Origin of the sequence: Bradyrhizobium embrapense (genome assembly GCF_001189235.2) — a bacterium.
Taxonomy (GTDB): Bacteria; Pseudomonadota; Alphaproteobacteria; order Rhizobiales; family Xanthobacteraceae; genus Bradyrhizobium; species Bradyrhizobium embrapense.
On the sequence record NZ_LFIP02000006.1, the window covers coordinates 216,831 to 240,867 of the forward strand.

The window sequence follows — 24,037 nt, forward strand, 5'->3', positions numbered from 1 at the left end:
AGGGCTGAACCATGAGCGACACCGACACCCACGTCCCGCTTCCCGATCTCAACGCCGCCGACGCGCCCGGGATCGACGACATCGGCTACAACGAGGACGAGAATGCCGCGCGCATCGCCGCCGACCTCGAGGCCGTGTTCGACGTGCCGGTGCAGGTCTCGGCGGTGCTCGGCCGCTCCAAGATGGACGTCGGCGACCTCCTGAAGCTCGGACCGGGCACCGTGCTCGAACTCGACCGCCGCGTCGGCGAAGCGATCGACATCTACGTCAACAACCGCCTGGTGGCGCGTGGTGAAGTGGTGCTGGTGGAAGACAAGCTCGGCGTGACCATGACCGAAATCATCAAGTCAGAACGCTCGTAACAACCAGACGGTAGCGCGCGGAACCTGCGCGACCAGACGAACAGGAGATCATCATGCGGCTTCTCATCGTTGGCACCCTGAAGGGCCAGCTCACGACCGCGACCAAGATCGCGATGGACAACGGCGCCTCGGTGACCCACGCCGAGGCCGCCGAGCAGGCGATGGGTGTGCTGCGCGGCGGCAAGGGCGCCGACCTCCTGCTGGTCGATGTTGGCCTCGACATCCGCGACCTCGTGATGCGGCTCGAAGCCGAGCACATCCACGTTCCGATCGTCGCCTGCGGCATCTCCAACGATGCCCGCGCCGCGGTCGCCGCGATCCATGCCGGCGCCAAGGAATACATCCCGCTGCCGCCCGACCCCGAGCTGATCGCAGCGGTGCTCGCCGCGGTCGCCAACGATGCCCGCGACCTGATTTATCGCGACGAGGCGATGGGCCGGGTGATCAAGCTCGCGCAGCAAATCGCGGGCTCCGACGCCTCCGTGATGATCACCGGCGAGTCCGGCACTGGCAAGGAGGTGCTGGCGCGCTATGTCCATTCCCGCTCGGCCCGCGCCAAGCGGCCTTTCATCTCGATCAACTGCGCCGCGATCCCGGAACACCTCTTGGAATCCGAGCTGTTCGGCCATGAGAAGGGCGCCTTCACCGGCGCGGTGGCGCGCCGCATCGGCAAGTTCGAGGAAGCGACCGGCGGCACGCTGCTGCTCGACGAAATCTCCGAGATGGATGTCCGCCTTCAATCGAAACTATTGCGCGCCATCCAGGAGCGCGTGATCGACCGCGTCGGCGGCACCAAGCCGGTTCCGGTCGACATCCGTATCATCGCGACCTCGAACCGCAACCTGTCGGAGGCGGTGCGCGAAGGCACCTTCCGCGAGGACCTGCTGTTTCGCCTCAACGTCGTCAACCTGAAGATCCCGCCGCTGCGCGATCGTCCGGCCGACATCCTCGAATTGGCGCAGCATTTCGCCAAGAAATATGCCGAGGCCAACGGCCTGCCGGTGCGCCCGGTCTCCGCCGAGGCGCGCCAGATCCTGACCGCCAACCGCTGGCAGGGCAACGTCCGCGAGCTCGAGAACACCATCCATCGCTCGGTGCTGATGGCGCAGGGTGACGAGATCGGCCCGGAGGCGATCCTGACCCCGGACGGCGACCGTCTCGACCTCGCCAAGACCGCGCCCGCGGTCGCGCATGCCACGCTCGCCGCCGAGCAGGTCACCCGCGCGCTGGTCGGCCGCACCGTTGCCGACGTCGAACGCGACCTGATCCTGGAAACGCTGAAGCACTGCCTCGGCAACCGCACTCACGCCGCCAACATCCTCGGCATCTCGATCCGCACGCTCCGCAACAAGCTGAACGAATATGCCGACGGCGGCATCCCGATCACCCCGGCCGGCAATGGTGCGCCGGATTATCAGCGCATGGCGAGCGCCGGCTAAGAAAGGGAGAGCGGCGGAGAAGGCCCCGCCGCTTGCCGAGCCTCACGAATAATTGGGCGCATCCGGCTTGCGAAAGATCCGGATTGGATCGCCGGGTGTGATGTCGCGGCCGGTGAAGGTCACATACGCATAGAGCGCGAGATAGGCGACGGCGATTGCGCCGACGAGATAGAACAGCCAGGTTCCCACGCGCTTCATCAAACCGTCACGTCTCCAACACGTCTGCGGCTTTTAGAGCGCTTGCCGTGCCAGCGCCACGGCCAACATGCCGCGCCGGCCGCCTTCGCCGTTGATCGCTTGAATCTTGCGGCTAGTTGCCTTATTCAATCTCCTATTGCTCTTTCATATTTAGACAACTGGAGAGTGATATGGCTCTTTACGCGCAGACCAGCGGCACCCTGTCCACCAACTCCGGCACTTTCACGCCGATGCAAGGCCTCAACCTGACGATCCCGGAGGGCGTCGGCACCACCACGATCATTACGCTCAACGTTCCGAATCCCTACGCCACCGGCACCGATATTCCGGGCGGCATGTTCGGCGTCACCATCAATGGCAAGGTCTCGCCTGTCGTCGCGAGCTTCACCTATAACGAGACGCCGTCGAGCTTTGGCCGCATCCCGACCACGCTCGTCGTCGGCATTCCGCTGGGCAATGCGGCTCAGACCATCCAGGCCGTATGGGCTGGCGTTCGTGGCAGCACTGTGATCATCGACAGCCCGGCGTCGCTGAGCTCAGTCTACTAAATTCCGATCCGGACCAGCGACGAGCGCTAGCCCACGCCGCGGGCATGGACGTGACGTGACGGCAGGCTGACTTCGGCCAGCCGCGCGGCGTCTTCGTCGCGGTCGATCGCGACATACTCGCCGTGCCAATACGCCAGCGCTGCGGTGCGCTCCGATGCGATCACATCGAGCACGCGGCCGATGACGATCGCGTGCGAGTGCCGCTCGATCATCTCCTCGACCTCGCAGTCGATCGCAGCGAGGGCTCCGACCAGCAACGGCGCGCCCGAGGCGCGCGTCGTCCATTCGGCGCCGGTGAACCGGTCGGCGCCCTTCAGGCCGCCCTTGCCGGTGAAGCGTTCGGCGATGTCGAGCTGATCTGCGGTCAGGATGTTGACGCCGAACGCGCCATGGCGCGCGATCAGCGGCCATGAGGAGGCAGCGCGGTTGATGCTGACGATCAGCGACGGCGGCTCGACCGACAGCGACGACACCGAGGTCACCGTCATTCCGGAGATGTCCTTGCCCCGGCCCGCCGTGATGACGCTGACGCCGCCGGTGAGATGGCGCATCGCGCCTCGGAATTCATCGGCCGCCACCGCGGGCTCGATCGAAACATTGCGGACGATGGAATTCATGGCGGCCTCACAGATCGAATGTGTCTTCGCTGCCCTCGAGCAGATGTTTCAGTATCTCGCCTTCCAGCGCGGCGAGTTCGGCCGAACCGCGCCGGCGCGGGCGCGGCAGGTCGATGGTGACATCCTCGGCGATCCGGCCGTCCTCGATGACCAGCACGCGGTCGGCGAGCGCGACCGCCTCGGCGACGTCATGCGTCACCAGGATCGCGGTGAAGCCCTGGTCGCGCCAGACCCGCTCCAGCAATTGCTGCATCGAAATCCGGGTCAGCGCGTCGAGCGCGCCGAGCGGCTCGTCGAACGCCAGCACGCGCGGCTGGGAGACCAGCGCCCGCGCCAGCGCCACGCGCTGCTTCTGGCCGCCCGACAGCACCGACGGCCACTGCCCGCGCTTGTCGCCGAGGCCGACCTCGACCAGCGCCCGCTCGGCGCGCGCCTGCGCGTCCGCCGACGCGCGCTCGCGCCCCAGACCGACCTCGACATTGGACAGCACTCGCGCCCAAGGCAGCAGGCGCGGCTCCTGGAACATGACGCGGATGTCCTGCGCCCGGGGTTCCTCACCGAACGCGATGCTTCCCGCAGTCGGCGCGTCGAGGCCGGCGACCAGGCGCAGCAGCGTGCTCTTGCCGCAGCCGCTGCGGCCGACGATCGCGACGAACTGGCCGGCCGGGATGTGCAGGTCGATGCCGCGCAGCACCTCATTGTCGCCGAACGCCTTGCGCAGGCCCCGGATGGTCAGCGACAGGCCGCGGGCCGCGCCTTCCGCCACGCGCCGCAAATGCCGCGCCTTCACGACGATGTCGGCCTGGCCGACCGGTTCGGCACCTGCGGGCTGGAAACGAAGCGCTTCTTGCATTCTCATTCTCACTTCTTCTGGAAGGCGGGGTGCCACGACAGGGTCAGCCGCTCCAGCGCCCGCGAGGCGCTGTCGGCGAGCTTGCCGAGCAAGGCATAGATCAGGATCGAGAGCACCACGACGTCGATCAGCATGAACTCGCGCGCCTGCATCGCCATGTAGCCGAGGCCCGACGAGGCCGCGATGGTCTCGGCGACGATCAAGGTCAGCCACATGATGCCGAGCGCAAAGCGCAGCCCGACGAAGATCGAGGGCAGCGCACCCGGGAAGATCACCCGGCGAAACAGCTCGCCGTCGGTCATGCCGTAGATGCGGCCCATCTCGATCAGCTGCGGATCGACGGTGCGGATGCCGTGCAGCGTGTTGAGATAGATCGGGAAGAACACGCCGAGCGCCACCAAAAACAGCTTGGCCGACTCGTCGATGCCGAACCACAGGATGACCAGCGGGATCAACGCCAGATGCGGGATGTTGCGCACCATCTGCAGCGTGGTGTCGGTGAGTTTCGCCGACAGCTGCGAGAGCCCGTTGGCGAGCCCGAACGCGAAGCCGATGCCGCCACCGATCACAAAGCCGATCGAGGCGCGCCAGAAGCTGACCCAGATGTTGCGGACCAGCTCACCCGACAGCAGCAGCTTCCATCCGGCAAGCGCAACGTCGGTCGGCGCCGGCAGCACGCGCGAGGGCACGAAACCGGTGACGCAGGCGAGCTGCCAGATCAGCACAATCGCAAGCGGCACGATCCAGGGGATCAGGCCGTCGACTTTCGGTAATTTCGGTGCGCCGACGCGCGGGAGACTGTCAATGAGACTCATGATTGCGATGCCTGTTTCTGCGGCCGATATTCGTTGCCGATGGTCTCGCCGAACGGCCCGGTGTTGACCCGGATCGGCGTCACGTTGTTGCCGTGTCCGAGCGAGAGCAGCGGGAACACCAGCTCGGCGAAGCGATAGGCTTCCTCGAGGTGCGGATAGCCCGACATGATGAAGGTATCGACGCCGACGTCCTGATACTCCTTGATCCGCGCGGCGACGGTCTCGGGATCGCCGACCAGCGCGGTGCCGGCCCCGCCGCGCACCAGGCCGACGCCGGCCCAGAGGTTCGGGCTGATCTCGAGCTTGTCGCGCCGTCCGCCGTGCAGCTGCGCCATGCGCTGCTGGCCGACCGAATCCATCCGCGAGAAGATCTTCTGTGCGGTCGCAATGGTGTCGTCGGTGACGTATTGGATCAGTTCATCGGCGGCCTTCCACGCCTCCGCATTGGTCTCGCGCACGATCACGTGCAGGCGGATGCCGAACGACAGCTTGCGGCCGCGTTGCGCGGCAACGGCCTTGACCTTGGCGATCTTCTCGGCGACCTGCGCTGGCGGCTCGCCCCAGGTCAGGTATTTGTCGACGGTGTCGACCGCGACGTCGATGCCGGCATCCGAGGAGCCGCCGAAATACAGCGGCGGGCGCGGCGACTGCACCGGATTGAACAGCAGGCGGCCGTCCTCGATCCTGATGTGCTGGCCTTCGACATTGACCGTCTTGCCCGCGAGCAGATCACTGTAGATGTTGAGGAATTCGCGCGTCACGGCGTAGCGCTCGTCGTGACCTAAGAAAATGCCGTCGCCCTTGTTCTCGATCGGATCGCCGCCGGTGACGACGTTGATCAAGAGACGGCCGTTCGACAGCCGGTCCAAGGTCGCGGTCATGCGGGCGGCGACGCTCGGCGACTGCAGGCCGGGCCGGACCGCCACGAGGTAGCGCAGGCGCTCGGTCCAGGGCGCGACGGCGGACGCCACCACCCAGGAATCCTCGCAGCTCCGTCCCGTCGGCAGCAGAACGCCGTAATAGCCGAGCTGGTCGGCGGCCTGCGCGATCTGGCGCAGATAGTTGAAGTTGACCTCGCGGCCACCGACCGACGTGCCGAGATAACGGCTGTCGCCGTGGGTCGGCAGGAACCAGAGGATGTTGGCGTTGGTTGGGGTGCTCATGTGCCCGGCCTCCATGCGACGTCGGAAATCTTGATTGGTTTGGGGATCAGGCCGAGCGCAAAGAACGTGTCGGCGACCTGCTGCTGATCCGCGATGACAGCGTCGGTGACCGGCTTGATGCCGTAGGCCTGCCGCTTCAGCGCGACCTCGACCACCGGTACCGACAGCCCGATGCTCGGCGCCAGCTGCTCGGCCACGGCGTGGATGTCGCCCCTAGCCCAGTCATCGACTTCACTCAGCTGCGCCAGCACGAGTTCGACGATCTTCGCATCGGTCTGTAAGAACTTCTTCGAGGCGAAATAGAACTGATAATTCGCGACGATGCCGACGCCGTCGGTAACGGTGCGCGCACCGGTCGCGGCCTCGGCCGCGGCCTGGAACGGATCCCAGATTACCCAGGCATCGACCGCGCCGCGCTCGAACGCCGCGCGGGCATCGGCCGGCGCCAGGAACACCGGCTCGATCTCCGAATATTTGACGCCGGCTTTCTCCAGCGCCTTCACCAGCAAATAGTGGACGTTGGATCCCTTGTTGAGCGCGACCTTCTTGCCCCTCAGATCAGTCACCGATTTGATCGGGCTGTCCTTCGGCACCAGGATCGCCTCGCCTTTCGGCGCCGGCGGCTCGTAGGCGACATACTGGATCGGTGCACCGGCGGCCTGCGCGAAGATCGGCGGCGCCTCGCCGGTGTTGCCGAAATCGATCGCGCCGACATTGAGCGCTTCGAGCAGCGGCGGCCCGGACGGAAACTCGGTCCACACCACCTTGGTGCCGACCGCTTTCAACTTCTCCTCGAGCGACCCCTTGCTCTTCAGCAGCACCAGCTTGCCGTATTTCTGATAGCCGATGCGGACGACTTTCTCCTGGCCGTAGGAGGCGCCGACGGTCGCCGCGACGATGCTGACCGAGAGCACCGCGCGGGCAACCCAGCGTCGAAATAAACGCGTCATGGGAATATCCTCTGCATCGAATTGACCAAGCGCGCCGATCAGGTCTGGGGGTTGCGCCAGACGATGTCACGGATCGCGATCTGTTTCGGAATCAGGCCGAGCTTGAAGAAGCGATCGGCGACGCCTTGCTGGGTCGCGATGATATCGTCGGTCACGGGGCCGACCGAGAAACCGGCCCGCCGCGCCGCGATGGTCTGGATATCGAGCGGCACGCCGGTGACCGCGGCCAGCGATTTCGCGACCTCGTCGGGATGCGCCTCGGCCCATTTCGCGCTCGATGCCGTGACATCGACGATCTGCTGCAGGATCGCACCGCGATTCCGCGCGAAGTCGCGGTTGGCGATGTAGAACGCGTTGGTCTTGGTGACATCGCGGCTGTTGACCAGAATGCGGCCGTTCTGCTTGGTCTCGGCGATCGCGAAATAGGGGTCCCAGATCGCCCAAGCGTCGATGCCGCCGTTGGCGAAGGCGGGGCCGGCGTCCGGCGGCGTCAGGTAGACCGGCGTGATGTCGTCATAGGTCAGCCCGGCCTTCTCCAGCGCCTGGATCACGACGTTATGCGCGCTGGATCCCTTGGTGAAGCCAACGCGCTTGCCCTTGAGATCGGCGATGTCCTTGATTGCCGAATTCTGCGGCACCAGGATGCCCGACCCGTTCATGATCGGCTGAGCCGCGGCATAAACGATGGCCGCGCCAGCGGCCTGGGCGAAGATCGGCGGGGAATCGCCGACCGCGCCGTAATCGACGCTGCCGACATTCATCGCCTCCATCATCGGCGGCCCCGACGAAAACTCGACCCATTTCACGCTGATGCCCTGCGGCTTGAAATGATTTTCCAAGGCTTCGCGCTGCCGCGTGATAACGAGCACGCCGTTCTTCTGGTAGCCGATACGAATTTCCTTCGCGTCCGCCTGGGCCTGCGCGCGCCCCGACAGCGCAACGGTAGCGGCTGTGGCGAGCGACAGCTGGAGGAACTCACGACGCTTCATTCCAAGACTCTCCTGACGATCAAGCGCGTTTCTCAACACGCGATCATGCGTTGTCAGGATGATGGGGCGCGCGAATGAAGCTGTCGAGCACCGCACAAAAATAGCGATGCCTGCACTTCGGTGCAGGCATCGCGCGTGTCGTTTCGTTCAAGTCGCAGGTCGCGCGTAGCGAATTATTTTCTTCACGGGAACGCGAGGTCGCTGCACAGGAATCGATCAGCCGGCGGCTGCGGTTTTCGGTCCGACATTGACCGCGAGTTTACCATAGCGGTCCGAGAACGCCTGGGTGTCGATCTCCTCGAGCTGGATCGAGCCGTCGAGCACGCCCTTCTTCCAGGCATCGTGCTCGGGATCGTGCTGGAACTCGGGCATCACCTCTTTCCCGAACAGCTCGAGCGACTCGCAGATGTGCTCATGGGTGTTCTTGCCGGCCTGGTTGAGCAGGATCACCTGGTCGATATGCGAGGCGCGGAAACGCCGCAGCTTCTTGCGCAAGGTCTCCGGCGAACCGATCAGGCCGCCGCGTAGCGCGGCCTCCTGCGCCTCCGGATTCTCCCGCTTCCACTTGTTGTACTCGTCCCACATGTTGACCGTGCCGGGCGCCGGGCGCTGCCGGTTCTGCGCCTGGCCGTAATAGCGCAGCGCGAACTGGAAGAAGGTCGCGCCATCAGCGCGCCTGCGCGCCTCCTCATCCGTCTCCGCGCACATGAAGAACGAGACCAGCGCCATGTTCGGATTGATCTCGTAGTCGGCGAGCTTCTTCAGCCGCTTGGTGATCGCGTTGTAATAGGCATGCACCCAGGCATGCGCCGCCTCGGCGCTGACGAACTGGAAGCCGAGCGCGCCGAATCCGTTCTGCCCGGCGCGTTCGATCGTCGGCAGTTGCGAGCAGGCCATCCAGAGCGGCGGATGCGGTTTCTGCACCGGCTTCGGCACGACGTTGCGCAGCGGGATGTCGAAATACTTGCCGTGATGCTCGGTGCCGATTTTGGTGAACATCGGGAAGATCGCACTGACGGCTTCCTCGAACACCTCGCGCTTAGTCTCCATGTCGCGGCCGAACGGCGTCAGCTCGGTGATCGAGGCGCTTTCGCCCATGCCGAACTCGCAGCGGCCGTTAGAGAGCAGATCGAGCACCGCGACCCGCTCGGCGACGCGCGCGGGATGATTGGTGGTGAGCTGGAAGATGCCGTGGCCGAGCCGGATGTTTTTGGTGCGCTGGCTCGCGGCGGCGAGGAAGGATTCCGGTGCCGGCGAGTGCGAATATTCCTCGAGGAAATGATGCTCGACGACCCAGGCATAATCGTAGCCGAGCCGGTCGGCGGTCTCCAATTGCGTCAGTGCATTCTGGTAGAGCCTGAGCTCGTCGCCGTCATTCCAGGGGCGCGGCAGTTGCAGCTCGTAAAAGATGCCGAATTTCATGGCGTCACTCCCAAGGTCGTGCCGACCACCTGTGGTGGTCCCGACCCCTGTTGTTTTCGGTCAGTCTAGTGCCACGCGGGATCAAGTCTAGCCTCGGGCGCGAAACCCCAATTCCGTGCAGCGGGAGACGGCTTGCCTGGGACGCATGAATGTTTAGCTTGTACGGGTGTGAGTCGCGGCGCTATCGATCGCGCGCTCATTCTTCCGAAAGCCCCATGACCACCTTTACGCCGCATCAGGATTCCGCGCTGAAAGCCGTTGCCGACTGGCTGAAGGCCAAGCCCGGCCAGAACGGGACGCCGCCGGTGTTCCGCCTGTTCGGCTATGCCGGAACCGGCAAGACCACGCTCGCCCAGCACATCGCCGAAGGGGTCGATGGCGAGGTGAAGTTCGCGGCCTTCACCGGCAAGGCGGCGCTGGTGATGCGCAACAAGGGCTGCGACAACGCCTCTACGATTCACTCGCTGATCTACCGCGCCCGCGAGTCCGGAGTCGAGCAGCCGAGTTTCGAGCTATGGGACGATGCGCCGGCATCGAAAGCCAAGCTGATCGTGATCGACGAATGCTCGATGGTCGACGCCGAGCTCGGCCGCGATTTGATGTCCTTCGACTGCCCGCTGCTGGTGCTCGGCGATCCCGCGCAATTGCCGCCGATCCAGGGCGGCGGCTTCTTCACCGATGCCGAGCCGGACGCGATGCTGACCGAGGTGCATCGCCAGGCGCAGGACGATCCGATCGTGCGGATGTCGATGGATATCCGCGAGGGCCGCGAGCTCGAGATCGGCCGCCATGGCGAGAGCGAGGTGGTGTTGCGCAAGGAGCTCGATCCGGACCGCGTGATGCGCGCCGACCAGGTGCTGGTCGGCCGCAACAACACCCGCCGCGCCTACAACATGCGGATGCGGCAGCGGCTGAACATCGAAGATCCTCTCCCGGTCGCCGGCGACAAGCTGGTCTGCCTGCGCAACAACCGCAAGAAGGCGCTGTTCAACGGCGGGCTGTGGCGGGTCAAGGCGCGTGCGCAGTCGAAGTCCAAGATCATCACCATGCGCGTGATGCCGGACGAGGATTTCGGCCACAAGGTCACCAAGGTCTCGGTGCGCGGCGAATGTTTCGATGGCGGCATCGAGGGCATTCCGTGGGAGCAGCGCAAGCCCTATGACGAGTTCGACTACGGATACATACTGACCGTGCATAAGTCGCAGGGCTCGCAATGGGACGATGTGGTGCTGTTCGACGAAAGCTTTGCATTCCAGGACTCGCGCGCGCGGTGGCTGTACACGGGTATCACGCGGGCGGCGAAGCGGCTCAGCGTGGTGGTGTGAAGTCCCGCGCATTCGCGATAGACCCGTCATCGCCTTGAATGACCGGCATTTCCCTCACGAAACCGTGTGGCCGGCGCCGTAACAAAACGCGCCCTCGCCCGTATTTTGAAGCGTCGGAGCAGCCCGGCCCGGTTTGCCAATGCCCGCTCCCGCTCTAGACTGGCCCCCAATTGCGATCCCACGAGGAACCCATGCCCAAAAGCTCCCTCAGCCGCCTCACGCTTTGCGCTGCCGCGATCGGCGCGCTGGCCATCGCAGCTTTTGCCGTTGCGCCCTCGCTTGCCGCCGAGGACGCCGTGATCATCCCGCCGCCGGCCGCGAGCGCGCCGGAAACCGGCATCAAGACCGCGGTGCTCGCCGGCGGCTGCTTCTGGGGTGTGCAGGGCGTGTTCCAGCACACCGCGGGCATCGTCAGCGCGGTGTCCGGCTACTCCGGCGGCAGCAAGGCGAATGCCGACTACGAGAAGGTCTCGACCGGCACCACCGGCCACGCCGAGTCCGTCGAGATCAAGTACGACCCGCAGAAGATCTCCTACGGTAAGATCCTGCAGATCTTCTTCTCGGTCGTGCACGACCCGACCCAGCTCAACCGCCAGGGCCCGGACTCCGGCACGCAGTATCGCTCGGCGATCTTCACCACCAGCGACGAGCAGAAGAAGGTGGCGGACGCCTACATCGCCCAGCTCAATGCGGCCAAGGTCTACAAGAAGCCGATCGTCACCAAGGTCGGCGCGCTGGAGGCGTTCTATCCGGCGGAGAGCTACCACCAGGACTACCTGACGCTGCACCCGAACCAGCCCTATATTGCGTATAACGACATCCCGAAGGTCGAGAACCTGAAGAAGATTTTTGCAGAGAACTACATCGAGAAGCCGACGCTGGTGGGCAGCACCAAGGTCACCAACTGACGGGAACAATCACCGTCATTGCGAGCGAAGCGAAGCAATCCATGGTGCCGCAAGCGGACAGATGGATTGCTTCGTCGCTTTGCTCGTCGCAATGACGATCAAACCGAGGAGGTTGAATGTCCGATACCAAGACCGACGGCAAGGTCCGCAAGAGCGAGGCCGAGTGGCGCAAGGAATTGACGCCGATGCAGTACGCCGTGCTGCGGGAAAAGGCGACCGAGCGGCCGTTCACCGGCGAATACGAGCACGATTCCCGCAAGGGCACCTATGTCTGCGCCGGCTGCGGCCAGACGCTGTTCGAGTCCGACCAGAAGTTCGATTCCGGCTGCGGCTGGCCGAGCTTCTCCAAGCCCGCGGTCGAGAGCCATGTCGACGAGGAGCGCGACATGAGCCACGGCATGATCCGCACCGAGGTGCTGTGCTCGAAATGCGACGGCCATCTCGGCCATGTCTTCAACGACGGCCCCGGCCCGACCGGCCTGCGCTACTGCATCAACTCGGCGGCGCTGAAGCTGAACGAGAAGTGACGGCGAAGCCGTCATCCCGGGGAGTCCCAAATCCCGGGAGTCGCAACGGGTCGGCGCTTTGCGCCGCCCGTTGGCAAGCTCCGGACTGAACCTCAGATGCGCAATTGCGCATCAGGGGATCTCGAGATTCCCCAATTCGCAGTTGCGAATTCGGGTTCGATGCTGCGCATCGCCCCGGAATGTGCTTTGCTCCGAATTCGCGGGGCCGTCGGCGTCTCGCCGAGCGGCTGCCGCCTGTTCTGAGGAGGGCGCCATGTCGCTCGGACTGATCCTCATTATCCTCCTGCTGGTTATCCTGCTGGGCGGCTATAGCGGCCGGATCCGCGGCTATGGCTATGGTCTCGGCCACTCCGGAATGGGCCTTTTCGGGGTGATTTTGATCGTGGTCGTGATCCTGGCCTGGCTCGACAAGATTTAATGGCCATAAGCCATTGAAATAAAAGGATTTATTTTGATAACCCGCGTGCTATGCGCGGATTCAGCATGTGCCCTGTCAGGGGCGCTTCCGGGGTCGCATTTTTGTCAAAGAGGCCTATATTAGGGATCGAAATGACATGTACGGCGCGCCGCCGATAATAGGCCGCCGTCCCCCAAAATCCCTTTCGCCGCTCTATGCCAAGAACACAAGAGGTCGTCGACCATGCGTCCGCTGCGTCCGTTCAACTATAACACATCAGCCGAACTGTTCCCTGCCGCGATCCGCAAGAAGAAGCGGGCCGGCTTCGCTTACCGCCGTTTCGGCACTGCCGCCGAGGCCGTGCAGTTCGCGATGGAGCAGCTGCCGGCGGACTCGTTGAACGGCGCCTATCTCCAGGTCGAGGAAGCCCGTTTCGACCAGAACGGCATCCGCTCGCTGTATGAGAGCGAGGCCTTCCCGCTGCCGCGCCGCGCGCGCCCCGAACCGGCCCAGACCGACGCCGACGCCGCATAAGCTCTTCTGCTCTATGCCCAACGAAAAGCCCTCGGCGATGTCCGGGGGCTTTTGTTTGAGAGTTACAGTCTCGGCTGCTTGTCGAGCCAGCGCCGCAGCATCCGCACATTGCGGATGTTGACGCGGAACATGACGTCGAAGGCATCGCCCGCCACCGGCACCATGCCGACCACGCCGTCGACCGCGACATTGGCAAGCATCCGCGCGGTGATGTGCCAGGGCGCGCCCAACAGACGGGCCTCGCGCACCAGCCACAGCGAGATCGCCGTCGTGATGAGATCGCCGACCACGGGGATCAGGCCGATCAGCCCGTCGATGCCGTAGCGGACATTGGTGCCCGGCACGACGAAGGCGACGTCGAGCAGCTTGGCGATCATCTCGAGCCGTGCGAGCCGCTCCTCGCGCGTCAGATTGCCGAACGGGTTGGCGGTGGAGTTGCGGAAGTCGAAGCGGAAGCCGTCCTGAAAGGCTCCCTGAAAACCTTGGAACTGCGGATGCAGCGGGCCATCGCCGAGCTCGCGCCCGTCCTGATCGATGACCTTGCCGCGCGCCTGCGCCCCGCCGAAGGGCGGCCGCGAGCGCGTGGCGTGGGGGGAGAAAATGTCGTCCTCGGGCATGGCCATCACATGGTAACGCGAGCAGATGGTTCAAGTTGCGTCACATTACCAGTGTGTCACCTTGTTGGCTGCTCAAGCCGCACCACCTGCCGTGCGCCGCCGACGGCGTCAAGCCGAAGCGGCGGCGAAAGCAACGATTGAAATCGATGGCGCGGGACGCGATCGTCGCCTCGCTCAATAGACGCCCTTGTTCATGGTCCTGAGCCGCTGGGCCAGCGTCCGCATCACCTTCAGCGCAAAGTGCGGCGTCTGGCTGACGAGGAAGAGAAACTGCTTTTCCGAGACCGGGACGAGCTCCACATCGGTGAGCGCCGTCGCGGTCGCGCTTCTTGGCTCGTTGTCGATCAATGCCATCTCGCCGAAGATCGTGTCGGCCGGCAGGTCCGCCATGGTCTTGTTGCCGACCTGAATGCGCACGTAGCCGCTCTTGATCACGAACAGCTCGTTGGCCTGCTCACCCTCGCGAAAGATGACGCCGCCGGCCCGTACCAGGCGCGTTTCGATATCGTTGCCCGTCAGAAGGCTGAAGCTTGCATCTGCCACTCGAAATTCCTTTCCCCGAACCCGGATGCAAATCTCAGGCATCCGGTTGTCTTGCTGCTCCGGCTAAAATAGATGCGCGAAAACGAAGTAGAGAACGCCCGAGATCAGCATCGCCATCGGCAGGGTCAGAACCCAGGCCATCGCGATGTTGCGGATTGTCGACCATTGCAGGCCGGATCCATTTGCGGTCATGGTGCCGGCGATGCCGGACGACAGCACATGCGTCGTCGACACCGGCAGGCCGTATCCATCTGCCGCGGCGATGGTCGCCGCCGCCGTGATCTCGGCGCAGGCACCCTGCGCATAGGTCAGATGGGTCTTGCCGATCTTCTCACCCACCGTCACGACAATCCGTTTCCAGCCGACCATCGTGCCGAGGCCGAGCGCGACGGCGACTGCGATCTTCACCCAGGACGGAATGAATTTGGTGGCGGCATCCAGCGAGCCCTTGTAGCGATTGAGCGTCGCGACATCGGCATCGTTCAGCCCGCTGTCGCTGCTCTTCATCAGCAGGCGAAGCGCCTCCGATACCAGATACATGTCGTTACGCGTGTTGCCGACGGTCTCCGCCGGGAATTTCGCCAGCGAACCGTACTGCACGACCTGGTCGCGGATTTCGTCGACGAGAACGGAGAGTGACGGATAGGTATCGTCGCTGAGTTGCCGAAGCGCGATGTAGTTCGTCACCGCCGGACGCGGATTGCCGGTCACCCTGCGATCGGCTCCCCTATCCTCGATGACCTTGCTCGCCGCAGCCGAGTTCGCTGTGAATGCCTCGATCTGGCTGGCAGGCATCGCGCGGTTGAGTGCGTAGGCGGTCGGGACCACGCCGATCAGGATGAGCATGATGAGACCCATGCCCTTCTGACCGTCGTTCGACCCATGAAAGAAGCTGACCAGGGTGCAGGTCAGGATCAGGATGCCGCGAATCCACCACGGCGGCGGCTGATCGCCCTGCGGCTCGCCGAACAGCGCCGGCGTTGCGCGCAGCAGCGCGGTCTTCAGCCCGTAGAGCAGGATGGCCGCGAGCGCAAATCCGAACAGCGGCGATAGCAAGAGCGCCTTGCCGGTGTTGACGGCCTGCGACCAGTCCACGCCTGACGTCCCCTCCCGTCCGTGCATCAGCGCATTCGCGATCCCCACGCCCATGATCGATCCGATCAGCGTGTGCGAACTCGAGGCAGGCAAGCCGAAATACCAGGTGCCGACGTTCCAGATGATGGCGGCGATCAGCAGCGCAAACACCATCGCGAACCCCGCACTGCTGCCGACCTGAAGGATCAATTCGACCGGCAACAGGGAGACGATGCCGAAGGCAACCGCGCCGCTGGAGAGCAGGACGCCGATCAGGTTGAACATCCCAGACCAGACCACGGCAATGTGGGCCGGCATCGAGCGCGTGTAGATCACGGTCGCGACGGCGTTCGCCGTGTCGTGAAAGCCGTTGACGAATTCGAAGCCGAGCGAGATCAACAGCGCCACGAACAGCAGCAGAAACGCCGCATAAGAGGTCTTGCCGCTGCCCGTCGCACCAACGTCCGTGTAGATGCTGTAGGCCACGAACAGCAGCGCGGCGCCGATCACGCCGAGATAGATAATGCCGGTGAGAGGATGAAAGCCCTTCTCGAGATCGGGGCCGCGGCGTCGCGCGGGCTCGATCGAACCAGGTAACGCTACGTCGCTCATATGATCGCCCTCACGGCCGCGGGAGGACAAAAGCGGCCATGTGACATTGGGACTACGTTTACATGACGCGCATGTGACAGTTCCATGAAGGTCGATGTGCGCCGCTGCCGGCCGGCGACTAATCCGTTGACAGGATTATGATAACGGCGCGCCCCCATGCTCGCCCCGCGTCGGGCAAAGCCCCCGGTCCGACCGCGACGCGCCAATGCGACGACAGGTCGGACATCGCCGATCGCACCAAGGCCGACAATTTCCGCTTTTCAAAAATCGGACGTGCACGCCCTAATGCTGGGATGCATGCTGTGCCGGCGCGTGCAGCTCCTCGGCATATCGATGCGCCAGCCAGGACGTGATCACGCCCGGGATGAAGCCGACCAGCCCGTACAGGATGAACTGCACCGGGCCGCTTTCGGAGCCGTGCGAGGCGTAGGTCAGCGCCGCGCCGACGAACGCCACGGCGCCGACCATCAGCATCCGCACCGTCGGCGTGATCCGCCGCATATGCATCAGGATGTCGTCGATCGCGCCGAACATCAGCGACGGCACGATGCCGAACAGATAATTGTATTGCAGCGACTTCACGAACACGACGAGCAGCTTCGCCACCTCGCCGCCGTTGGTCTCGGTCCAGTAGCCGGACTGATAGGTGGTCATGAGCAGCAGCAGGAAGCCGCCGATGAACGGCCCGACGGCTGCGAAGATCAGATAGCGTTTCATGGCGTGCCCCTGCCCGGTGTCGGTCAAGTGTAACGCAGTCGCGCGACGGTGCTAGGGAAAATCCAAAGCGCTCCGCAATGTTTCCGGAGCCAGCGCTCGAATGCGCTGCAACAGCCAGACTTCGCTGCGATACGGAATCGCCAGGACCAAGCCGGGCGATGAGATCGTGAGCACCGAGGTGAGCTTCCAGCTGCTACTCACCCCACGCCGCAAACGCGTCGTTGAAGGCGCGCTCGCCGGGGGCGCCCTTTTCGATCGCGATGATGGCGCGGCGCTGGTTGGTGTAGACAAGAGGCACGTCGAACCAGGAGCGCTCCTTCAGGAGCTGCAGATTGCGCGAGCGGTCGGCGTCGACGTTGGAGAGGCCGACCAGGAAGAAGCCGTCGGTGACCTTGACCGCGAGCCCGGCCAGCGGCGTGCCGCGGGCCTGCTCGTTGGACTTCATCAGGATGCCCGGCACGTTGCCGACGCCGCCATTGGCGAAGTCCTGCGGCAGGATGAAGGTCAATTCCGCGGTGTGGCTCGCCGGCAGCGACGTATCGGTGTTGCGGCGGAACGACATCGTCATCTTGAACTTGCGATCGGGGATATCGATGTCGGCGCGCACGGCGATGTCGGGCTTCTGGTTGCCCGATCCCTTGACCTGCTCGGTGCGCCAGACCACCGAACCGACATATTGCTTGCCCTTCGGATCCGACGGGTCCTCGTCATAGAGCACCACGCGCTGCGCCACCGGAGCGACCGGCTCGCCCGACGACGACGGCTGGCCGACGCGGTCGGTGATCTTCTTGCTTGACGGCGTCGCCGCGGCATCCTTCGGCGCCTCGACGGGGGCGGAGGATTTGAACAGGCTGCCGACGAAGGTGGTGGCCTGCTGGTGGAACAGAAAGCCGGTGCCGATCAGGATCAGCAGGATGCCGATCGCGATCGCGGTCTTGAACGGGAACATCGATCCGACGCGCGGCCGCTTCGGCTCGCGCTCGGCATTGCTGACCCGCGTCCGCGTGGGCGGCGCCTGGGGCGGCTGCGGGGCGTAGCGCTCCGCCTCCTCGATCGACTCGTCGTAGGAATACGGCGCCTCGGGATCGCCGCCGCGGTTTTCAAGGCTCGGCTCGAGCCGGTCGAATTCCGGCGAGGGCGACGGCACGTTGGCGTAGGTCTTGCGCGCGTTGCGGCTGGCCTGCGCCGCAGCCCGCCCGAGATCGTCGGCGTCGGCGGTGATGTCACGGAAGCCGCGCACGCCCGGGGCGGCCGGCGGCACCGGCGGCTGCGCGCCTTCGGGTCCGCGGCGCGGCGGCGCCGGCCGGGCCTGCGGCGCCTGGGTATCGGAGCCGGCCGGGACCGGCGGGTTCTGCGGCCGCGGCGGCGTCGGCGGCGCATCGGGACGCAAATTCCGCGGCGGGCGCGGCTCGGCCGGAGGCCGCGGGCGCGCGGCAGTGTCGGCGGGATTGGTTTCCGGCGGCCTTGTATTTGCCTCCGGCGGTCTTGGATTGGCACGGCGCAGCGGGTCGCTGCTGCGGGTAGCCCCGCCGCCGGGACGCGACGCGTCGCGGGCGCGCTGCGCGGCTTCGGACTCGACCTTGCGCACCGCTTCTTCCAGCGACAGCCGCTCGCGGGTGATCTCGGACTCCGAGAGCGGCGGCTGCACGCCGCGAAGTTGCTGGATCAACGCCGTCCGCGCCCGCGCGTACAGCGCGCGGCGGGCTTCGCCGGGAGCGTTGGGGTCCAATCCGGCGATGGCACGGGCGATCAGCGGGTAGTAGTCAGCCATTTCCACACAATTGGTGGGATATAGGTAATATCCCGTTAAGCCTCGAACGGATTCTGTACCAGAATAGTATCTTCACGTTCCGGGCTGGTGGAAAGCAGGGTGACCGGGCACCCGACCAGCTCCTCGACCCGGCGGACATACTTGATGGCCTGGGCCGGCAGGTCCGCCCAGGACCGCGCATTGGCGGTCGGTTGCTTCCAGCCCTCGATGATCTCGTAGATCGGCTCGACGCGGGCCTGCGCGCCCTCGCCCGCCGGCAGATGGTCGATTTCCTTGCCGTCGAGCTTGTAGCCGATGCAGACCTTGATGCTGTCGAAGCCGTCGAGAATATCGAGCTTGGTCAGCGCCAGCCCGGCAATGCCGCAGGTCCGGACGGTCTGCCGCACCAGCATCGCGTCGAACCAGCCGACCCGGCGCTTGCGCCCGGTGTTGACGCCGAACTCCTTGCCGCGGCGGCCGATTTCCTCGCCGATCTCGTCATGCAGCTCGGTCGGGAACGGTCCCTGGCCGACGCGGGTGGTGTAGGCCTTGCAGATGCCGAGCACATAACCGACCGTGCCCGGGCCCATGCCGGTCCCGGTCGCAGCCTGCGCCGCCACCGTGTTGGACGACGTCACATAGGGATAGGTACCGTGGTCGACGTCGAGCAGCGCGCCCTGCGCGCCCTCGAACAGGATGCGCTTGCCCTCGCGGCGCTTGAGGTCGAGCAGCCGCCACACCGTCTCGGCATAGGGCAGCAGCTTCGGCGCCAGCGCCGTCAGCTCGGCCAGGATGCCCTTGCCGTCGATCTCCTCCAGATTGAGGCCGCGGCGCAGCACATTGTGGTGCGCCAGCAGCCGTTCGATCTTGTGCGGCAGGGTGTCGAGGTCGGCGAGGTCCATCAGGCGGATGGCTCTGCGGCCGACCTTGTCCTCATAGGCCGGCCCGATGCCGCGGCGGGTGGTGCCGATCGAGGTGATGGCGTTGGAGGATTCGCGCAGGGCGTCGAGCTCGCGATGCAGCGGCAGGATCAGCGTCACATTCTCCGCGATCCGCAGATTGTCCGGTCCGACCGCAACGCCCTGTCCCTTCAGCTTGGCGACCTCGTCGAGGAAGGCCTGCGGATCGAACACCACGCCGTTGCCGATCACCGCGAGCTTGTTCGGGCGCAGCACGCCGGAGGGCAGCAGCGCCAGCTTGTAGGTCTCGCCGTTGATCACGAGCGTATGGCCGGCATTGTGGCCGCCCTGGAAGCGCACGACGATGTCGGCCTGTTCCGACAGCCAGTCGACGATCTTGCCCTTCCCCTCGTCGCCCCATTGGGCGCCGACGACGACAACATTGGCCATTGCGAAGATGTTCCCTTCAGCTGTTTCAGAGACCATGATCGCGGCGAAAACGCGTCCGCCCACAGCGACCATGCATGATATGCCCAGCCCAAATCGCGGCGCCCGGCCGCGCGCACGCAAGGCGCCTACCGGATAAAGGAAGCGGGTCGGCTGCGCAAGCAAGAACGGGGTCGTTTACGCCTTTTAGATTAGCAACAAGCCTTTGATATCCCCTGAAAATTCCATGCCGGGCCGGGCTGCGCCGGCCGGGCAGGAATTTAATGTTGGGGTGGCCTTGGGCCGACCATGGGCCGACCTTGGACTGACCTTACGGCCGATTGATCGGCGGGCCCATTGCGGCGATCATTCGGCCATATCAACCGGCAGGATCCATGCCCAGTTCGACACAAGCGACGATGGCGCTGCGCAAGCTCGGCATTGCCTTCAGGCTACACACCTATGTCTACGATTCCAGCGCCGAGAGCATCGGGCTGCAGGCCGCGGAGGCGCTCGGCGTCGACCCGAACCGGATGCTGAAGACGCTGATGGCGGAGGTCGACGGCAAGCCGGTCTGCGCCGTGGTGCCGTCCGATTGCGAGCTCAGCATGAAGAAGCTTGCGGCAGCCCTCGGCGGCAAGTCGGCGAAGATGATGCGCCCGGCCGATGCCGAGCGGCTGACCGGCTACCATGTCGGCGGCATCAGCCCGTTCGGCCAGAAAAAGAAAGTGCCGACCGCGATCGACGAGACCGCGCTCACCCATGTCACCGTGTTCGTCAATGGCGGCCAGCGCGGCCTGCAGATCGAGATCGATCCGAACGACGCCGCGCTCGCCGCCGGCGCCACGATGAAGGCGCTGGTGGCGACGCAGGACTAGGGCCCCTTCGCTCGATAACGCGTCGCGCGATCAGTGCGAGGGCTTGTTGCGGCCAAACTCCGCGCCGACGTAGTCGGACAGGCCGGACAACTCCTCCGCCGAAATATCGTTGACGTTGAGCCTGAGCTGCATGATCGCGAGATCGAGCAGATGTGCGGCGAAGGTCGCGCCGGACGCCGTCACGATGCTGCGCTGCTCGATCAAGACCGCGATGACGTCGCGCAGACTGCGCATTTGCACTTGATCCATGGCCCTCTGCCCGATGCCGGCCGTCGTGATGTGTGTTGTCATTGGGATACCGATTGTAATGAGCTGATGGACGCCGCATTGGCGGGTGGAATGTATGGCAGCCGCTCGGCTTCCTCGCCGAGATGCAGGATGCGCGATGGAATCTCGCGGACTTCGATGTCGATCGTCATCGGCGGTGGAATCAGCGTCACCGAGGCTTTCGGCCAGGGCGCCGGATTCGGGCTCACGGCGGTGAAGCGATAGGCCGCGGCAATTTCGAGCGCCAGCAATTGCAGCTCGAGCATCGCAACCCCCATCCCGGCGCAGGCACGCGGGCCGGCGCCGAACGGGATGTAGGCGTCGGTGTTGTAGCGCCGCGTCATCAGGAAGCGGTCGGGATCGGGGAAATGCCTGGGATCGCGCTGCAATTGCCAGGGACAGATCACCAGCGAGGTGCCGACCTTGAGCTCGCGCCCGCCGATCGTCACCGGCTGCATCACCTCGCGCGAGAACCACCAGGCGCTGGGATAGAGCCGGCAGACCTCCTTGACGAACGTCGCGCTCAGATTGGCGTGCTTGACCGCGTCAAGCCGCAGCTCGCCGTCGTCGCCGATGCACTCCGCCGCCTCGTCGGCAATGTCGTCCATCAGGGCGGGATCGGCGGCCATCTGGTAGAACATCCACGCCGCCGTCGATCCCGTGGTGTGGTGGCCGGCCAGCAGCAGTGTCAGGATCTCGTCCTCGAGATCGCGATCGCTGAGGCCAAGCGCCTCGAGGTCGCGCAGCGCGCTGCTCGAGCCCGCCTTGCGGCGCAGCCGTTGCACCACCGTCGACATCGCAAGCTTGGCGCAGACCCGGTTCTGCCGGCGCCGGTACCAAGCCACCGGACCGAACGGCAAGGCGCGGAACATCTCCTCGGCGAGATCATCCTCGATCACGCCGACGGCTTGCACCAGCGCTTCCTCGTCGCCGGACGACATCACCTGGGAGCCGAAGATCGCGACGCAGATGGTCCGCAACGCCAGCATCGCGGTGACATGGTGCGGATCGAACGAGCCGAGCCGGGCCAGACTGGCGCCGACCGCGCGGATCTCGGCGCACATATGCGGCAGGAATTTCTCGACGCTGCCCTTGGCCATGTGCTTCTGCAGCACCGTGCGCCGCCGCTTGTGCTCCTCGCCGCTCAGCATCAGCGAAGAGCGGCCGAGCACCGGCGTCAGCTTCTTGATCAGCTTGCCCTTTCCGATGTCGGTCTCCGGCGCCTTGAGGATCGGGCGCAGCAGATCGGGATCGTTCACCAGAAACACGGGCGCGGGACCGAGCCGCAGGGGCACGAGCCCCGGTTCGGCCTCGTTGCCGCGCGTCAGCAGCAGACGCAGCGGGTCACGCTGGAATGCTCGAACGTCCGAGAACATGTGAGGCATCGTGGATCTCCAATTGCCGTCCAAGGTCGAGGAATTTGGTCAGGCCGGGATTGTCGGAAAGACCAAGCGGGATTTCTCCGGCGAGCGCCGTCAGCGGGCGGCCCATACGATCATTGCCGATCACCTGCGGCGGGCCGTAGCGGCGGGTGCGAATGTCCATACGGGTGAGAAAGCGCTCGTAGGAAAGGTCGGCGAGCGCCACGAGCGCCGCCGCCCCGCGCAGCTCGGCGAAGCGGAACATCAGCGCGTAGTTCACGCGCGCCGTTCGCGACCTCGCGCCGCACGGCAGCACGCCGAAACGGCTGATTTCCCAGGCGTCGCGGCGGCTCGGAAAGCGGCGCACCGCAAGCTGCGGGAACACCGATTTGGTCAGATAGGGATAGTCGGTGCGGATCGCCCGGAAGCCGCCGACCAGCTCGGCGCCTGAGAACAACAGGCAGTGCTCGGTATACCAGCAGTCGAACTGATCGCGCTCGACGTCGCCGGTCGTGCTCAGAAGCCAGCCGCAATGGTCGACGAACAGCCGCTTGCGCAGCCGCAACATCGCCCCGACATGCGCCGGATCAAGCTCTTCCCTGGTGATGAGTGCATGATATCCGTCCAATGCATTCGGCATTATCCTTTCCTCCAAATGCGGAACATCTGGAACAAAAGGGGTTAACTGTGGTACCCCCGGAAACCGGGGGTTTTCGTCATGGGCCTGGTAGACGCGATTGCAACCATCGAGGCGTCGGATACCATCGACGAGCTCAGCTCGTCATTGCACCGTGTCATCCAGAACTACGGCTTCTCGGGCTTCGCCTTTGTCGATGCCGGCCGGCCCGACCTTGATCTGCCCTATCATGTCGGCACCTATCCCGACGCCTGGAAGCGGGCGTATGTGCAGAACGAATTCGTCCATGCCGACCCGGCGCTGGCACGGTCGCGACGCACCAACACGCCGTTCAGCTGGAGCAGCCTGAAGCTGCCGGAGCGCAGCGGGCACAAGCGGGCGCCCGAGATGAAGACGATGGATGCCGCCCGCGAGTTCGGCTTCAAGGACGGCTTCGTGGTGCCGTTCCACTATCGCGACCGGCTCGGCGCCGTGCATTCGAGTTCGACGGTGTTCTTCTGGGAAGACCAGCCGCGCGACTTCGACAAGCTGTTCATCTGCCATCGCCATGAACTGCATCTGTTGATGATCTACTGGGTGCAACGGGCGATGGACATCGTCAACCGCGACCAGCGCAACGCGCCGACCATCCTGAAGCCCGCCGAAGCCGCCGAAACCATCAAGCTCACGGCCCGGGAAAAGGAAGTGATCGCCTGGGCCGCGCGCGGCAAGACCGTGGCCGACACCGCGCAAATCCTCGGTATTTCGCCGGAGACCGTCGAAGGCTTCATCAAGCAGGCGCTGCGCAAGCTCGAAGCCTCCAACAAGACGCATGGGGTGGCAAAGAGCATCGCGCTCGGGATCATCGACCTGTGAGCGGCGCCGCGCGACCGTCGCGGCGTTCCGAGGACTGCTTTCGTGCGCGCTGCTTCCCTTTGCAAGATATCGCACCGCCCGCCGGCAACGCCGCGAACTGTGGCAAGGTCACACATCCGGGTTGGATTTGCCTCGACGACATCCCCAGATTGCATTCGCGCACGATCTTGATAATAAGGCTGCGGCCCGATGACAGGGATCTTGGACTGTGGGTGCGTATTGCAGTGCCCGCCCGGTGGACCGCCCGGCCGTCGTGAAAGCGCGGATTGTCGTGGACGCCGCCCGATGCGGCGGGACCGATCGTCGATCCGGATGATCCGTAGAAATCCCGTGACGACGAACCGCAGTTCCATT

General features: G+C 64.9%; 27 protein-coding genes. 10 read left to right on the forward strand and 17 right to left on the reverse strand.

Annotated features, from left to right (window positions below; all coding sequences use genetic code 11):
- Positions 1-11: 11 nt before the first annotated feature.
- Together fliN and flbD are read left to right on the forward strand one after the other, a co-directional pair.
- The gene (fliN, locus tag AKN83_RS26445) at positions 12-362 is read left to right on the forward strand and encodes a flagellar motor switch protein FliN (protein ID WP_050402883.1); all 351 of its coding nucleotides are present in this window, start codon (positions 12-14) and stop codon (positions 360-362) included.
- Positions 363-415: 53 nt separating this feature from the next.
- Positions 416-1,801, forward strand: coding sequence for a sigma-54-dependent transcriptional regulator FlbD (gene flbD / locus AKN83_RS26450; RefSeq protein WP_050402882.1), 1,386 nt, complete (start codon positions 416-418; stop codon positions 1,799-1,801).
- 42 nt (positions 1,802-1,843) lie between these two features.
- On the opposite strand, the gene AKN83_RS40680 is transcribed toward flbD, so the two are convergent.
- Positions 1,844-1,999: a hypothetical protein gene (locus AKN83_RS40680; RefSeq protein WP_172803616.1), complete on the reverse strand. Its 156-nt coding sequence runs from the start codon at positions 1,997-1,999 to the stop codon at positions 1,844-1,846.
- Positions 2,000-2,169: 170 nt separating this feature from the next.
- On the opposite strand from AKN83_RS40680, the gene AKN83_RS26455 reads away from it, so the two are divergent.
- Positions 2,170-2,547, forward strand: coding sequence for a hypothetical protein (locus AKN83_RS26455; RefSeq protein ID WP_050402881.1), 378 nt, complete (start codon positions 2,170-2,172; stop codon positions 2,545-2,547).
- A gap of 26 nt (positions 2,548-2,573) precedes the next feature.
- On the opposite strand, the gene AKN83_RS26460 is transcribed toward AKN83_RS26455, so the two are convergent.
- The 7 genes from AKN83_RS26460 to AKN83_RS26490 all read right to left on the reverse strand — a co-directional run bounded on the left by AKN83_RS26460 (position 2,574) and on the right by AKN83_RS26490 (position 9,356).
- Complete coding sequence (locus AKN83_RS26460; protein ID WP_050402880.1) at positions 2,574-3,164, reverse strand: flavin reductase family protein; 591 nt, start codon at positions 3,162-3,164, stop codon at positions 2,574-2,576.
- Positions 3,165-3,171: 7 nt separating this feature from the next.
- Complete coding sequence (locus tag AKN83_RS26465; RefSeq protein WP_050402879.1) at positions 3,172-4,017, reverse strand: ATP-binding cassette domain-containing protein; 846 nt, start codon at positions 4,015-4,017, stop codon at positions 3,172-3,174.
- A gap of 8 nt (positions 4,018-4,025) precedes the next feature.
- Complete coding sequence (locus tag AKN83_RS26470; RefSeq protein WP_050402878.1) at positions 4,026-4,832, reverse strand: ABC transporter permease subunit; 807 nt, start codon at positions 4,830-4,832, stop codon at positions 4,026-4,028.
- A complete protein-coding gene (ssuD, locus tag AKN83_RS26475; protein WP_050403035.1) occupies positions 4,829-5,995 on the reverse strand; it encodes an FMNH2-dependent alkanesulfonate monooxygenase in 1,167 nt (388 codons plus the stop codon). Before ssuD ends, AKN83_RS26470 begins: the two co-directional genes overlap by 4 nt.
- A complete protein-coding gene (locus AKN83_RS26480) occupies positions 5,992-6,945 on the reverse strand; it encodes a sulfonate ABC transporter substrate-binding protein (protein ID WP_050402877.1) in 954 nt (317 codons plus the stop codon). The genes ssuD and AKN83_RS26480 overlap by 4 nt, the downstream gene beginning before the upstream one ends.
- Positions 6,946-6,983: 38 nt before the next feature.
- Positions 6,984-7,934, reverse strand: coding sequence for a sulfonate ABC transporter substrate-binding protein (locus AKN83_RS26485; RefSeq protein ID WP_063695531.1), 951 nt, complete (start codon positions 7,932-7,934; stop codon positions 6,984-6,986).
- A gap of 216 nt (positions 7,935-8,150) precedes the next feature.
- Positions 8,151-9,356 (reverse strand): LLM class flavin-dependent oxidoreductase, encoded by a 1,206-nt coding sequence (locus tag AKN83_RS26490; RefSeq protein ID WP_050403284.1) that lies wholly within the window; start codon positions 9,354-9,356, stop codon positions 8,151-8,153.
- A 215-nt stretch (positions 9,357-9,571) separates the two neighbouring features.
- On the opposite strand from AKN83_RS26490, the gene AKN83_RS26495 reads away from it, so the two are divergent.
- The 5 genes from AKN83_RS26495 to AKN83_RS26510 all read left to right on the forward strand — a co-directional run bounded on the left by AKN83_RS26495 (position 9,572) and on the right by AKN83_RS26510 (position 13,047).
- Positions 9,572-10,681: an ATP-dependent DNA helicase gene (locus AKN83_RS26495; RefSeq protein WP_050403283.1), complete on the forward strand. Its 1,110-nt coding sequence runs from the start codon at positions 9,572-9,574 to the stop codon at positions 10,679-10,681.
- A 191-nt stretch (positions 10,682-10,872) separates the two neighbouring features.
- Positions 10,873-11,589: a peptide-methionine (S)-S-oxide reductase MsrA gene (gene msrA, locus AKN83_RS26500; RefSeq protein ID WP_157113579.1), complete on the forward strand. Its 717-nt coding sequence runs from the start codon at positions 10,873-10,875 to the stop codon at positions 11,587-11,589.
- 116 nt (positions 11,590-11,705) lie between these two features.
- Entirely contained in the window at positions 11,706-12,116 is a 411-nt protein-coding gene (gene msrB / locus AKN83_RS26505; RefSeq protein ID WP_050403282.1) for a peptide-methionine (R)-S-oxide reductase MsrB, read from the forward strand.
- Positions 12,117-12,369: 253 nt separating this feature from the next.
- Positions 12,370-12,534 carry a DUF3309 family protein gene (locus AKN83_RS38630; protein ID WP_021076985.1) on the forward strand — a complete coding sequence of 55 codons (165 nt, stop codon included), beginning with the start codon at positions 12,370-12,372 and terminating at the stop codon, positions 12,532-12,534.
- A 222-nt stretch (positions 12,535-12,756) separates the two neighbouring features.
- Positions 12,757-13,047: a hypothetical protein gene (locus AKN83_RS26510; protein ID WP_050403281.1), complete on the forward strand. Its 291-nt coding sequence runs from the start codon at positions 12,757-12,759 to the stop codon at positions 13,045-13,047.
- 62 nt (positions 13,048-13,109) lie between these two features.
- Here the strand turns inward: AKN83_RS26510 and AKN83_RS26515 are convergent, their stop codons facing one another.
- The 6 genes from AKN83_RS26515 to AKN83_RS26540 all read right to left on the reverse strand — a co-directional run bounded on the left by AKN83_RS26515 (position 13,110) and on the right by AKN83_RS26540 (position 19,709).
- The gene (locus AKN83_RS26515) at positions 13,110-13,670 is read right to left on the reverse strand and encodes a DUF4112 domain-containing protein (protein WP_050403280.1); all 561 of its coding nucleotides are present in this window, start codon (positions 13,668-13,670) and stop codon (positions 13,110-13,112) included.
- A 168-nt stretch (positions 13,671-13,838) separates the two neighbouring features.
- The gene (locus AKN83_RS26520; RefSeq protein WP_050403279.1) at positions 13,839-14,207 is read right to left on the reverse strand and encodes a Crp/Fnr family transcriptional regulator; all 369 of its coding nucleotides are present in this window, start codon (positions 14,205-14,207) and stop codon (positions 13,839-13,841) included.
- Between the two features lie 63 nt (positions 14,208-14,270).
- Positions 14,271-15,893, reverse strand: a complete 1,623-nt coding sequence (locus tag AKN83_RS26525; RefSeq protein ID WP_050403278.1) for an inorganic phosphate transporter — start codon at positions 15,891-15,893, stop codon at positions 14,271-14,273.
- A 282-nt stretch (positions 15,894-16,175) separates the two neighbouring features.
- Complete coding sequence (locus AKN83_RS26530) at positions 16,176-16,610, reverse strand: DUF5413 family protein (RefSeq protein WP_050403291.1); 435 nt, start codon at positions 16,608-16,610, stop codon at positions 16,176-16,178.
- 193 nt (positions 16,611-16,803) lie between these two features.
- Positions 16,804-18,381 carry a hypothetical protein gene (locus AKN83_RS26535; RefSeq protein WP_050403277.1) on the reverse strand — a complete coding sequence of 526 codons (1,578 nt, stop codon included), beginning with the start codon at positions 18,379-18,381 and terminating at the stop codon, positions 16,804-16,806.
- Positions 18,382-18,416: 35 nt separating this feature from the next.
- On the reverse strand, positions 18,417-19,709 hold the full coding sequence (locus AKN83_RS26540; protein WP_050403290.1) for an adenylosuccinate synthase: 1,293 nt from the start codon (positions 19,707-19,709) through the stop codon (positions 18,417-18,419).
- Positions 19,710-20,080: 371 nt separating this feature from the next.
- Between AKN83_RS26540 and ybaK the strand changes: the two genes are divergently transcribed.
- Positions 20,081-20,563 (forward strand): Cys-tRNA(Pro) deacylase, encoded by a 483-nt coding sequence (ybaK, locus tag AKN83_RS26545; RefSeq protein WP_050403276.1) that lies wholly within the window; start codon positions 20,081-20,083, stop codon positions 20,561-20,563.
- A 30-nt stretch (positions 20,564-20,593) separates the two neighbouring features.
- Here the strand turns inward: ybaK and AKN83_RS26550 are convergent, their stop codons facing one another.
- From AKN83_RS26550 to AKN83_RS26560, 3 genes are read right to left on the reverse strand one after another with little or no spacing between them, the layout of a single operon-like run.
- The gene (locus AKN83_RS26550) at positions 20,594-20,812 is read right to left on the reverse strand and encodes a hypothetical protein (RefSeq protein ID WP_050403289.1); all 219 of its coding nucleotides are present in this window, start codon (positions 20,810-20,812) and stop codon (positions 20,594-20,596) included.
- A gap of 38 nt (positions 20,813-20,850) precedes the next feature.
- Complete coding sequence (locus AKN83_RS26555; RefSeq protein WP_244522107.1) at positions 20,851-22,215, reverse strand: cytochrome P450; 1,365 nt, start codon at positions 22,213-22,215, stop codon at positions 20,851-20,853.
- Positions 22,175-22,831, reverse strand: a complete 657-nt coding sequence (locus tag AKN83_RS26560; RefSeq protein WP_050403274.1) for an acyl-homoserine-lactone synthase — start codon at positions 22,829-22,831, stop codon at positions 22,175-22,177. Before AKN83_RS26560 ends, AKN83_RS26555 begins: the two co-directional genes overlap by 41 nt.
- A 78-nt stretch (positions 22,832-22,909) precedes the next feature.
- Here AKN83_RS26560 and AKN83_RS26565 point away from each other — a divergent pair, with 78 nt between their 5' ends.
- The gene (locus tag AKN83_RS26565; RefSeq protein ID WP_050403273.1) at positions 22,910-23,683 is read left to right on the forward strand and encodes a helix-turn-helix transcriptional regulator; all 774 of its coding nucleotides are present in this window, start codon (positions 22,910-22,912) and stop codon (positions 23,681-23,683) included.
- Positions 23,684-24,037: the final 354 nt, after the last annotated feature.

Excerpts from the sequence above, each read along its gene's own strand:
- AKN83_RS26550 (WP_050403289.1), bottom strand. The coding sequence starts at position 20,812 with ATGGATCAAGTGCAAATGCGCAGTCTGCGCGACGTCATCGCGGTCTTG.
- AKN83_RS26540 (WP_050403290.1), bottom strand. The coding sequence starts at position 19,709 with ATGGCCAATGTTGTCGTCGTCGGCGCCCAATGGGGCGACGAGGGGAAG.
- AKN83_RS26535 (WP_050403277.1), bottom strand. The coding sequence starts at position 18,381 with ATGGCTGACTACTACCCGCTGATCGCCCGTGCCATCGCCGGATTGGAC.
- ybaK (WP_050403276.1), top strand. The coding sequence starts at position 20,081 with ATGCCCAGTTCGACACAAGCGACGATGGCGCTGCGCAAGCTCGGCATT.
- msrB (WP_050403282.1), top strand. The coding sequence starts at position 11,706 with ATGTCCGATACCAAGACCGACGGCAAGGTCCGCAAGAGCGAGGCCGAG.
- AKN83_RS26515 (WP_050403280.1), bottom strand. The coding sequence starts at position 13,670 with ATGGCCATGCCCGAGGACGACATTTTCTCCCCCCACGCCACGCGCTCG.
- AKN83_RS26510 (WP_050403281.1), top strand. The coding sequence starts at position 12,757 with ATGCGTCCGCTGCGTCCGTTCAACTATAACACATCAGCCGAACTGTTC.
- AKN83_RS26560 (WP_050403274.1), bottom strand. The coding sequence starts at position 22,831 with ATGCCGAATGCATTGGACGGATATCATGCACTCATCACCAGGGAAGAG.
- msrA (WP_157113579.1), top strand. The coding sequence starts at position 10,873 with ATGCCCAAAAGCTCCCTCAGCCGCCTCACGCTTTGCGCTGCCGCGATC.
- AKN83_RS26525 (WP_050403278.1), bottom strand. The coding sequence starts at position 15,893 with ATGAGCGACGTAGCGTTACCTGGTTCGATCGAGCCCGCGCGACGCCGC.
- AKN83_RS26530 (WP_050403291.1), bottom strand. The coding sequence starts at position 16,610 with ATGAAACGCTATCTGATCTTCGCAGCCGTCGGGCCGTTCATCGGCGGC.
- AKN83_RS26490 (WP_050403284.1), bottom strand. The coding sequence starts at position 9,356 with ATGAAATTCGGCATCTTTTACGAGCTGCAACTGCCGCGCCCCTGGAAT.
- AKN83_RS26495 (WP_050403283.1), top strand. The coding sequence starts at position 9,572 with ATGACCACCTTTACGCCGCATCAGGATTCCGCGCTGAAAGCCGTTGCC.
- AKN83_RS26465 (WP_050402879.1), bottom strand. The coding sequence starts at position 4,017 with ATGCAAGAAGCGCTTCGTTTCCAGCCCGCAGGTGCCGAACCGGTCGGC.
- AKN83_RS38630 (WP_021076985.1), top strand. The coding sequence starts at position 12,370 with ATGTCGCTCGGACTGATCCTCATTATCCTCCTGCTGGTTATCCTGCTG.
- AKN83_RS26565 (WP_050403273.1), top strand. The coding sequence starts at position 22,910 with ATGGGCCTGGTAGACGCGATTGCAACCATCGAGGCGTCGGATACCATC.
- fliN (WP_050402883.1), top strand. The coding sequence starts at position 12 with ATGAGCGACACCGACACCCACGTCCCGCTTCCCGATCTCAACGCCGCC.
- ssuD (WP_050403035.1), bottom strand. The coding sequence starts at position 5,995 with ATGAGCACCCCAACCAACGCCAACATCCTCTGGTTCCTGCCGACCCAC.
- AKN83_RS40680 (WP_172803616.1), bottom strand. The coding sequence starts at position 1,999 with ATGAAGCGCGTGGGAACCTGGCTGTTCTATCTCGTCGGCGCAATCGCC.
- AKN83_RS26470 (WP_050402878.1), bottom strand. The coding sequence starts at position 4,832 with ATGAGTCTCATTGACAGTCTCCCGCGCGTCGGCGCACCGAAATTACCG.
- AKN83_RS26480 (WP_050402877.1), bottom strand. The coding sequence starts at position 6,945 with ATGACGCGTTTATTTCGACGCTGGGTTGCCCGCGCGGTGCTCTCGGTC.
- AKN83_RS26460 (WP_050402880.1), bottom strand. The coding sequence starts at position 3,164 with ATGAATTCCATCGTCCGCAATGTTTCGATCGAGCCCGCGGTGGCGGCC.
- AKN83_RS26555 (WP_244522107.1), bottom strand. The coding sequence starts at position 22,215 with ATGCCTCACATGTTCTCGGACGTTCGAGCATTCCAGCGTGACCCGCTG.
- flbD (WP_050402882.1), top strand. The coding sequence starts at position 416 with ATGCGGCTTCTCATCGTTGGCACCCTGAAGGGCCAGCTCACGACCGCG.
- AKN83_RS26485 (WP_063695531.1), bottom strand. The coding sequence starts at position 7,934 with ATGAAGCGTCGTGAGTTCCTCCAGCTGTCGCTCGCCACAGCCGCTACC.
- AKN83_RS26455 (WP_050402881.1), top strand. The coding sequence starts at position 2,170 with ATGGCTCTTTACGCGCAGACCAGCGGCACCCTGTCCACCAACTCCGGC.